The sequence below is a fragment of the uncultured Pseudoflavonifractor sp. genome, from assembly GCF_944387805.1.
In the GTDB taxonomy this organism is placed as follows: domain Bacteria; phylum Bacillota; class Clostridia; order Oscillospirales; family Oscillospiraceae; genus Pseudoflavonifractor.
The window spans coordinates 1-10,386 of record NZ_CALXGI010000083.1; the positions used below are offsets into that span (position 1 = coordinate 1).

Below are 10,386 nucleotides of genomic sequence, written 5' to 3' on the forward strand. Positions count from 1 at the left end.
GGTGATCAGCTTGGCCATGGTGGCGCGGTCCACGCCCTCAGCAGGGGCGAAGGAGCCGTCGGGCTTGCCCTCGATGATGCCCAGGTCAACCATCAGGTTGACGGCATCCTTGTTGGTGACCTTGTCGATGTCGGTCAGGTCAGCCGCAGTCTTGTCCGCAGCGCCGGCGCTGATGACCATCATGCCCAGGAGCATGACGGAGGCCAGAGCCAGACTGAGGACCCGCTTGAGGTTTCTCATTTGGAAATTCCTCCTTCTAAAATTTTGAGTTTTGGGTCGAAAACAACCGCTCAGGGTCGTATAACGCCCCTTTCAGTCGAATGAAGAGAAGGAAATATATCTGTTTTCAGGAGAAAAGGGCTTGTTTCAGGGAAAAAAGTCGGCTTGGTAGACATTTGGTAGACACAGCCCGGAAAAGGGAAAAAAGAAAAAGCCGGAATCCCTTGGAGCGCAAAGGATTCCGGCTTTCAAACTGGTAGACTTTTGGTAGACATGGCATCAAATTGACTTGGAGGCGAAGAAAAAGGGAGCTGGAAATTCATCCAGCTCCCTTTCGTGGGCTTATGGAATTGAAGCGGTCAATCAGCCGACCACCACAAGACGAACCTTACCGCCCTCCTGGGGGGCGCGATCATAGTAAATAGTGAGAGTATCCGCATAGGCCCGGGCCTCATCCAGAGAGGCAAACCAGGTCTTGGTGGTCTTGTTGTAGCAGAGCACATTGCCGGCCACGGGGAGAATCATATCGCTGGTGGTGACGGTGCCGATAGGAGCCACACCCTCGCCGGGGTTCTCCTTCATGTCAAAAGCGGAGCGGGGCACATTCTCCACCGCCTTCAGCGTCACCCAATTGGCGAGCTTGTGGACGCCGTCAATTTCGTCCAGAGAGGCGGTGATTCCAATGGCCATCTTCTCTGTAATCGCGGCGCCAGTGATAAGCTCATCGCTGTACTCATCTTTGCCGATCTCCACAGAAACAGAGGCATTGGAGTAGCTCATGCTGCCGCCGCTGCCGTTCACAACGCCTTTCTTGGCAAAGCCGTAGGTGTACTGGTCGCCGGTGACATCATCAAAGACAATGATGTTGACCCGGCCGGCATAGTCCCTGCCCACATAGCTGATCTGATTGGCGGGAACAGTGGCGCGGGTAAGCTGCTCAAAGGAGATCTCCGCAGGGGCGCCGTTGCCAACCCTCTCATAGAGTACAACATTGTCCGCCAGAGGATCGCCGCCAAGGGTACGGGCATTGATATCCAGCGTGCCGGAGGCACCGCTGCCGGACAGGCGGGAGAGAGTAAGCGAGCCGATCTTACTGGAAGACACAGTCACCAGCTGGCCCTGCATCCGGGCGGCGCTCTCCTCCGAGTAGGTGGTGGCGCCGGTGAAGACAATGGGCTTGCCGCTGGCGTCACGGATATCAGCCAGCGGGGTCACAGTGGCGTTGGAACCATCCATCTTTACCACGCCCACGGTGGTGGACCTGGCGGCGGAGGGAGAGACGGCACCGGCCACCTGGCCGTCAGAGGTGAGCAGAAGGGTGATGATCTCTCCTACCTTAAAAGAAGTCAGGTCGTCGTAGGCGCTGGAGAGCACCGGGAAGGTGGCGCCCATCATGGTGACGCTCAGGGGTGTGGCAGGGCTGGGAGAGGCGTTCTCATACACGCCGGTCAGACGCAGGTCGGAGACATAGAGCGTCTTGGTGGCTCTGTCATAGGTGGCTACGTCGTACTGGCGGATGTCGGAGAGGGCGGCGGGCAGGCCGTTCTTCAGAATCTGATAACCGGTATCGCTGCCCACCAGAGAGGCAAAGGGATTGCCCGAACCGGTGGCCTTGGCCACGGCGGCCTCCTCAGCGGCCTGCGTGGCGGGCAGATAGAGGTACTCCAGCTTGCCTGTAACTCCGTAATGGAGCACCAGAGGCGCGCCAGTCTTCAGGTTGAGATAGACCTCCGAATAGGTGGTTTCACCGCTCTCCCGGTAGACGGGGGTGGCAGGAGCCACGTCCAGCCTGTCGCCGCCGGAGACCGTCACATAGGTGGCCTGGGCGGAGACGACGGAGGTATTGCGCTGCGTACCGCTGCCGCCGGGCAGAATGGCAATCACTTTGCTGTCCTTGTCCAGCACCAGCTTGGCGCGGGCACCAGCCAGCGCGGTATCAAAGGGAATATGGTTTGTCTTGTAGGGATCGGCGGAGCCGGTGGTCAGGACGCAGCCGGTGGTGCCGTCGGCTGCAGTGGCATCCAGCGAGATGACAACCGCCTCGTCGGTAATACTGCCGCCCAGCTGAGTCAGGTAGGGCGCGTCGGCGCCCCTGGGACTGGTGTACAGCATATTTTCAAAGAGGATGGCGGTCTGTCCCCGGGTGATGGTGGAGTTCCAGGACAGAGACACCCCGTCCGTCAGGCCGATCACTCCGGCAGAAGCCAGATAGCCGCTGTACCAGGAGGAGCCCGCCGCCACGTCGGAGGCGGTATAGCCCAGAATCCGCATCATAATGGTGACAGCCTCGGCAAAGGTGATGGTCCGGCCGGGCTGGAAGGTGCCGTCTCCCACGCCTACCATCAGCATCTCGCCGCCGGCGCCGTCCTCGCCGCCGCCCAGACGGGTGGAGGCGGCCAGGTTGATATAGCCCCGGGCCCAGTGGTCCCCCTTTACGTCCAGGAAGATGGTGCGGTTCATCTGGGCGGAGGCCTCCTCGCCCTTGCCCATGATCTCAATGGCCATCTTGCAGAACTCGGCACGGGTCAGGGTGCCGCTGGGGTTGAAGGCGGTGCCGCCGGTGCCGTTGACCACGCCCAGAAGACGGAGCACCTCGGCGGCCTCAGCCACAGCGGGGTCGGTGATGTCGGTAAAGCCGGAGGTACTGGCGCCGCCGGTGGAAGCGGACGCCGGTACCACCACCATCAGGCCGCACACAAGGGCGGCTGCCAGCAGGCCGGCAAGGAATCGTTTGATTTTCATATTTCTCTCTCCCTTATATATGGAGTTGGAATGACGGAAAACGGAATCAGTCAGCCCTCAGGGCTTCCACAGGCTGGAGGCCGCTGGCCTTGATGGCGGGATAGAGGCCGAAGATGATGCCCAGGCCCACCGAGATGACAAAGGCGCCAATTGTGATGCCGGCGTTGGGCAGCAATATGATGCCAAGGGTTTGTTTACAAACGATCAGCGTACCGACATAGCCAACGGCAATGCCCAGAATACCGCCGATGCCGCAGATCATGCAGGCCTCAATGAGGAACTGGATGATAATGCTCCGCCGCTCGGCGCCGATGGCCTTGCGGATACCAATCTCACGGGTGCGCTCGGTGACGGTGACCAGCATGATGTTCATGATGCCGATGCCGCCCACGATAAGGGAGATGGCCGCGATGCCGCCCAGCAGCATCTGCTGGCTCCTGTTGGCCTCCTCGGTGGAGTCGATGTAGTTATCGTTGGAGTAGACATTGTAATATCCGTAGCTGTTGCCGGTGCTGGAGTCGCCAATCAGACTCTTGAGAAAGCTCTCAAGCCGGGCGGAGGCCTCAATGCGGGAGGCGGCGTCCTTGGCCTTGACAATAAAGTCGGAGTTGCCCGTGGAGACATTGCTGGAGCCGGCGATCTGGAAGGCCCGGGTGGTGGTGTAGGGCAGGAGGATGAAGTTATCCTGCTGGACGTAATACTGGGTCTCCTCGGTGAGGGTCTCCTCGTTGATGCGGGACTCATACACGCCGATGACCCTGAAGGGCACGCCGTCAAAGAGCATGGTCTCGCCGATGGGGTTGGCATAGTTGAAGAACATCTTGGCGGCATAGGAGCCCAGAACACAGACCTGGCTGCCGCTCTGCACGTCCAGATAGGTGAGATCCCGGCCGGCAGCAATGGTGGCGTTGTTGCAGGCCGCCCACTGGTCGCTGCCCATCCAGATCTGAGGGGGTTGGACGCTGCCGTCGTCCGAGTACATATTGTTGGAGTTCTTGGCCCCGTACTGCACGGTGAACCAGCAGTACTGGTTGGGGGTTACGCCCACCACCAGGTCGTCCAGCTGCTTGCAGTAGTTGTAGAGGCTGTTGAACACCACGTCGTCGCTGGAGCCGCCGGTCCACTTATAGGCGGAGACCTGAATCTGGTTTGTGCCCATGGACTTCATCAGGTCCATCATCTGCTTGGTGGTGCCCTGGGCATAGGTCACCAGAATGATGACTGCCGCCAGGCCGATGATGACGCCCAGCATGGTGAGAAAGGTGCGGCCCTTCCGGGCGGCGATGGACTTGGCCGCCAGCTTGATTGTCTGTTTTAAGTTCACAGCCAGTCCACCTCCTGCTGCCCGTCGGACACAATTTGCCCGTCCGAAATGCGGACCACCCGGGGAACTGTGGCCGCGATGCCGTTGTCGTGGGTGATGAGGATCACGGTGGTCCCCTCCTTATACAGGCGCCGGAGAATCTCCAGCACATGGATACCGGTCTTGGAGTCCAGCGCGCCGGTGGGCTCGTCGGCCAGAATGATGGGGGGATGGGTGGCGATGGCCCGGGCGATGGCCACCCGCTGCTGCTGGCCGCCCGACATCTCGGTGGGCTTGTGGTCCCGCCGGTCCCACAGGGAGACACGCTCCAGCGCGTCCCGCACCCGCTCCCGCCGAACGGAAGCCTTGATGCCCTGGTAAATCAGGGGAAGTTCCACATTCTCATAGGCGGAGAGGGCGGGAATGAGGTTGAAGCCCTGGAAGATAAAGCCGATCTGCTTGTTGCGCACATGGGAGAGCTGCCGATCGGACAGGTCGGTGACGTCGGTGCCGTCCAGGTGGTACTCCCCGTAGGTGGGGATGTCCAGGCAGCCGATGAGGTTCATCAGCGTGGACTTGCCCGAGCCGGACTGGCCCACAATGGCCACAAACTCCCCCCGGTCGATGGTGAGGGACACGCCGTTGAGGGCGCGCACCTCCCGCTCCTCTCCCTCATTATAAATCTTGAATACGTTCTTTATATCAATGAGCATTCCATCATCTCCTTTTGACAGGAGCGCTTCAGCCCGCCTTGGAGGAGGCGCTGGCCCTGCGGCCATAGTAGCTGCCGTCCTCGCTGGGGGTGTTGTTGTAGACCAGGTCGCCTTCGTTCAGGCCGGAGGTGATCTCCACGTTCATGTCGTCGTTCAGGCCGAGTTCCACCGGAATCACCACACAGTCGTCGGGAATCTCCTCCTGCATCGCGGCGGGCAGAACGGACTTGTCAATGGCGGTCTCGGGGGCCTCCTGGCCAGGCTGGAGCTGGAGATAGACCACAGGCTGGGGCGCCTCAGCGCCCTCAGGGGTGTAGTACCGCACGTCCTGGCTGGGGATGATGATGCCGGTGCTCTCAGCGGCGGTGAACTCATAGTCCAGATAGTAGCCGCCCATCAGCGTGCCGGTGGGATTGTCCACCCGGATGGTGGCGGGGAACACGGTGACGCCGTTCTCGTTGGTGCCCTGGACGGCCACGGTCTCCACCACGCCCATGTAGCTGTTGCCGTTCCAGTCGGACAGGTTGATGGTCATACCCTCGGAGATGTACTGCCGGTTGTGGTCGTCCACCTGGATGTTGACCGTCATCACCGTGTTGTCCGCGATGACAATGGCCGCGGTGCCCGAGGTGACCTCCATGTCCGGCACCAGGGAGCAGGTGACCACGGTGCCGGAGATGGGCGCCACGGCGGAGAAGTTCTGCACGTTCTTCTCAGCGTCGGTGACGGCCTGCTGGGCCTTGGTCAGAGACTCCTGGGCGGTGTTGATCTGCTCCTGCTTGGCGCGGATCTGCTCGTCAATATCGTTGGTGCCCTGGATCAGCAGCACCTGGCCGGCGGTGACGTTGGCGTAGTTCATCAGGTCGGCTACCTGTTCCACCGGGCCGGAGGCCTTGGTGGCGATGGTAGTGGTCTGGTAGTACTCCAGCTTGCCGCTCTCATAGGGGTAGATGGGCGTGCCGGCGGCGTCGGCCAGGGAGGCGGAGGCCACCATGTCGGCGGTGAGGGTGCCCGGGTTGTCCAGCACAAAGACAACCTCAAAGGTAACCGAGCCCTCGGGGACAATCCGCTCCACCTTATTAATCTTCTCCACGGTGCCGGTAATGGTGGTCATGGTGGCGGGAATGGAGATCTCGGCCGTCTGTCCCACAGAGATGTCGTTCTCATAGGCGTAGCTGTAATAGAGGGACAGCTTCAGCCTGGTGTCGTCCACCAGGACGGCGATCTGGGTACCCGAGCTCATGGGGTCGCCTACCTTAATATCAGAGACCTCAGTGAGCTTGCCGCCGTGGGGAGCGATGATGGTCAGATCATTGCGGCTCTTCTGGAGGTCGGCCATCTCCTCATTGAGCTTGGACATGGCCTCCTGCTGGGCCGTCAGCGCCTCCTGAGCGGTCTTCAGCGCCTCCTCAGCGGCAGGAGAGGTGACCACATAGAGGGGATCGCCGGCGTTGACCACCTGGCCCTGGGTGACATAGACCTCCTGAACCACGCCGTCGGCGGCCAGGGTAATGGTGGCGGAGTCCTTGGCGTTGGCCGCGCCGCCGCCCCGGACCGTAGTGGAGATGGTGCCGGTATACGCGGTGTCATAGATGGGCTCGCCCAGGTTGGAATCCTTATGCTCGGTAAACACAAAGTACCACAGGGCCCAGGCCGCAGCGGCGATAACCGCCAGGACGATAACCGCCGTGATGATGTTCTTGACGATTTTCCTGTTCTTTTTCTTGCGCTCCGGGGCTTTTCCGGAGGGCTGGGGAGCCGGTGTGTAAGCGGACGCCGGGTCCATGACGGGGGTATTCTGTTCAGCCATTTTCATTTCCTCCTATTGCCGTAGGTTCTCATCATCATTGTAGCATGACGGACCAGGGGAAAGCACTACAAATGTATGACAAGTTGTTAAGATAAACTTAAGATTCGTCCTCCTGTTCTTATAGACGCAGGAAACGGAAAAAAGTTACCATCCGAAAGAAAAAAGATGTACGCCGGAGTGCCACGGGGCGGCCCGGAACAGGCATATAGGGAGGCCCCCGTACCCCGGCCGCTGCTGCGGCAGGGCAGGGGTGAAGGGGGAAACATCACGGCCTGAACGGGGGTCTCTACCTTATATGTATTGAAAGCACTGAAATGTTACGGCCAGGCAAAAATAATCAAAAGATTTTCAAAATGGGGCGGGAACCTTTTAAATGCTCATATCGTCTAACAAAAAATGATAAGACAGGAACGGCGAGGCCGTAGTTTTACGGTTGTGTTACAAATGGGGCAAACCGCTTGACGATTTCGCCGGGATGTATTATCATGCCCACAGAGGCAAGGGGAGTTATACGACCCTGAGCGGCCGTTTTCGCCCCCCAAACTCAAATTTTAGAAGGAGGAATTTCCAAATGAGAAACCTCAAGCGGGTCCTCAGCCTGGCTCTGGCCTCCGTCATGCTCCTGGGCATGATGGTCATCGGCGCCGGCGCTGCGGACAAGACTGCGGCTGACCTGACCGACATCGATAAGGTCACCAACAAGGATGCTGTCAACCTGATGGTTGACCTGGGCATCATCGAGGGCAAGCCCGACGGCTCCTTCGCCCCCACTGAGGGCGTGGACCGTGCCACCATGGCCAAGCTCATCACCTACATCCTGATGGGCGACGTGGATCAGACTGCCTTTGAGGGCACTGCCACCGACCTGAAGGACATTGACACCAGCTGGGCCGAGGGGTACATCAAGTACTGCTACTCCAACGGCATCATCACCGGCGACGGCCAGGGCCACTTCTTCCCCACCCAGGGCGTGACCGTTGTCCAGGCCGCCAAGATGCTGCTGGTGGCTCTGGGCTATGACGCCGACGCTCAGGAGTATCAGGGCAACCCCAACTGGTCCACCAACATCATGAAGGACGCCCAGAAGGCCGGCCTGACCAACGACCTGGGCCTGAAGGCTACCGACACCCTGACCCGCGACAACGCTGCTCAGATGATCTTCAACGCCCTGTTTGCCAACACCGTGACCAACACCTATGGCTACGATCTGAACGGCAACAAGTACGTCTCCGGCTCCACTGCCAACAAGACCACTCTGGGCGAGGAGACCTACAACCTGCAGAAGGTCACCGGCATTGTCACCGGCATCTCCGCCAACGGCAAGGCCATCGTGGACAACGTGGCCACTGATCTGGTTGCCGCTCCCGACCAGGTGGGCGTGCAGGTCATCTACTACAAGAACAGCAAGACCGGCGACCTGATCTCCTCCACCCTGTCCACCGGTAAGAGCAGCATCCTGGGCACCAGCACCGACGGTACTGCTCTGGCCGACCTGTCCAACCCTGACAAGGCTGCTTACCGCGCCTCCAAGGACACCAAGGTTGACTACTACTACAACGGCTCCAAGAGCAACGAGTCCTCTGTGAGCACCGCTGCTGCCAAGGCCGGCGTGATCATCGACCTCATCGACAACGACAACAACGGCAAGTACGACGTGGTCCGCGCCACCGAGAAGACCGTTGCTACCGTGGGCGAGAAGGGTGTGACCGTCTCCAAGGCCACTTCCGCCTCCAAGGTTGACTCCGTCACCATCGACGGCGTTGTCGAGATCACCAACGTGGCCGTTGACCGCGTGAAGGGCTACGCCGACCTGGCTGCCAACGACGTCATCCTGTACGTCAAGGTGGGCAACACTTACTACATCGAGAAGGCCGCTGCTGTGACCGGCACCATCACCGGCACCAAGAAGGTCAGCTCCTCTGTGACCGGCTACCTGCTGGGCGGCGATACCTACACCGCTTCCGGCCTGGTCTCCAATCCCTTCGCTGACTTCAACAACAAGTTCAACACCGGCCTGACCCTGTACCTGGATGACAACGGCTCCGTCGTGAAGGTCGTCTTTGACACCGAGGCTGACTCCAACGACTACGCTGTCGTTCTGGAGACCGCCTGGGTCACCACGCAGGGCGTGGGCGCCAAGGGCTACGGCGAGGCGCTCCTCCTGATGACCGACGGCACCACTCAGGTTGTCCGCGTCTCCAAGGTGGGCAATGCTCCTGCTGCTGACGGGAACAGCGACAAGAAGATTGACAATGTAAACGAGGGCCAGTTCTACACCTATAAGACTGACGCCAACGGCAACTATGTCCTGGGCACCAACGCCAAGTACGAGAACAAGGTCATCACCAGCGCGACCATCACCTCCGGCAAGGCTGAGTTTGTTACTGGCGTCGTGGGCAACAACGCCACTGTGTTCCTGGTCAAGACCACCACTGACGGCCAGGCCAGCTACGCTGTCTATACCGGTATCGCCAACGTGCCCGGCACCGCCAGCGCGAAGGAGAACAACGGCTATGCTCTGGTAAACAAGGCCACTGGCATCGCCTCCTTCGTGTATATCTCCGACGGCGAGAACACCACTAAGGGCACCACTCAGAGCACCGTGTACTTCCTGAACAAGGACAACTACACCTACACTCCTGAGAGCGCTTCCGGCAAGGGCGACGACTACTACACCTATGACGCCATCGTGGACGGCAAGGTGGGCACCGTGAAGGTCGCCTCCGGCGCTCAGAGCAGCATCGTCAACGGCCTGATGGCTGTCACCTACGACAAGTCCACCGGCTATGTTGCTGTTGCCAGCTCCTCTGTTTCCAACAAGATCTCCGGCAATTCCAACGGCAAGGCCTCCGCGGGCGCCATTAAGGTGGGCGACAAGTTCTACACCTACACCGACAACTGCGAGGTCTACCTGATCAACGCTGCCACCAAGGCCGTCAATGTGACCACCATGGACAGCGTGACCGCCAACGCCACTGCCAATATCGTGGGCGTTGTGAAGGGCAGCTCCGGTGCCAGCGCCACCACTCTGAAGGCTCTGTACATCGAGTACACTCCCGCCTCCGGCGGCACCAGCGGTGAGACCGCTACCGGCTTCGACGTGCAGAATATCAAGTTCACCCCCGGCGCCAGCAAGGTCACCTTTACTGCCAACGTGAAGGCCAACAACCCCTCCGCTTCCGGTGAGGTTGCTACCGCTGTGACCGCCTACATGCTGGCTCCCAACGGCGAGTGGGTCAAGATGAACACCGTCCCCGACACCGACACCATGACCTCCGGCGCTGCCAGCATCAGCACCGATGTGGCTGGCGTGAAGGGCACCACCTACAAGTTTGAGGTTACCGTGACCTTTGCCAACGAGACCACCACCATCACCAGCGACGCTGTGATGATCGTTGCTGAGTAATCAGCTTCTTTCAGCACAAAACCCCCGGGCCAACTGGCCCGGGGGTTTTCCCTTTGTCTGTTTCTTTCCGGCTTCACTGGAACACGATTCCGTAGTCATATACCGAGCCGATTCCATCCTGCGTCATATCCAGCTCCACCACCGCCGTGCTGTTGGGGGCAGCGGGCGGCGCCGTCATTTCATATTCCGCCTC

6 protein-coding genes are annotated in these 10,386 nt (G+C 59.9%); 1 reads left to right on the top strand and 5 read right to left on the bottom strand.

Annotated elements, in window-relative coordinates:
• The 5 genes from Q0K06_RS13090 to Q0K06_RS13110 form a co-directional block, all read right to left on the bottom strand.
• A partial coding sequence (locus Q0K06_RS13090; protein WP_294553359.1) for an S-layer homology domain-containing protein occupies nt 1-240 on the bottom strand: 240 nt, incomplete at its 3' end.
• 342 nt (nt 241-582) lie between these two features.
• Nucleotides 583-2,961, bottom strand: coding sequence for an S-layer homology domain-containing protein (locus tag Q0K06_RS13095; RefSeq protein WP_294553360.1), 2,379 nt, complete (start codon nt 2,959-2,961; stop codon nt 583-585).
• A 46-nt stretch (nt 2,962-3,007) separates the two neighbouring features.
• Nucleotides 3,008-4,285: an ABC transporter permease gene (locus Q0K06_RS13100; RefSeq protein ID WP_294553361.1), complete on the bottom strand. Its 1,278-nt coding sequence runs from the start codon at nt 4,283-4,285 to the stop codon at nt 3,008-3,010.
• Nucleotides 4,282-4,977, bottom strand: coding sequence for an ABC transporter ATP-binding protein (locus tag Q0K06_RS13105; RefSeq protein WP_294553363.1), 696 nt, complete (start codon nt 4,975-4,977; stop codon nt 4,282-4,284). The genes Q0K06_RS13100 and Q0K06_RS13105 overlap by 4 nt, the downstream gene beginning before the upstream one ends.
• Nucleotides 4,978-5,005: 28 nt before the next feature.
• The gene (locus tag Q0K06_RS13110) at nt 5,006-6,787 is read right to left on the bottom strand and encodes an HlyD family efflux transporter periplasmic adaptor subunit (RefSeq protein ID WP_294553366.1); all 1,782 of its coding nucleotides are present in this window, start codon (nt 6,785-6,787) and stop codon (nt 5,006-5,008) included.
• A 571-nt stretch (nt 6,788-7,358) separates the two neighbouring features.
• Between Q0K06_RS13110 and Q0K06_RS13115 the strand changes: the two genes are divergently transcribed.
• Nucleotides 7,359-10,193: an S-layer homology domain-containing protein gene (locus Q0K06_RS13115; RefSeq protein ID WP_294553369.1), complete on the top strand. Its 2,835-nt coding sequence runs from the start codon at nt 7,359-7,361 to the stop codon at nt 10,191-10,193.
• Nucleotides 10,194-10,386 lie beyond the last annotated feature (193 nt).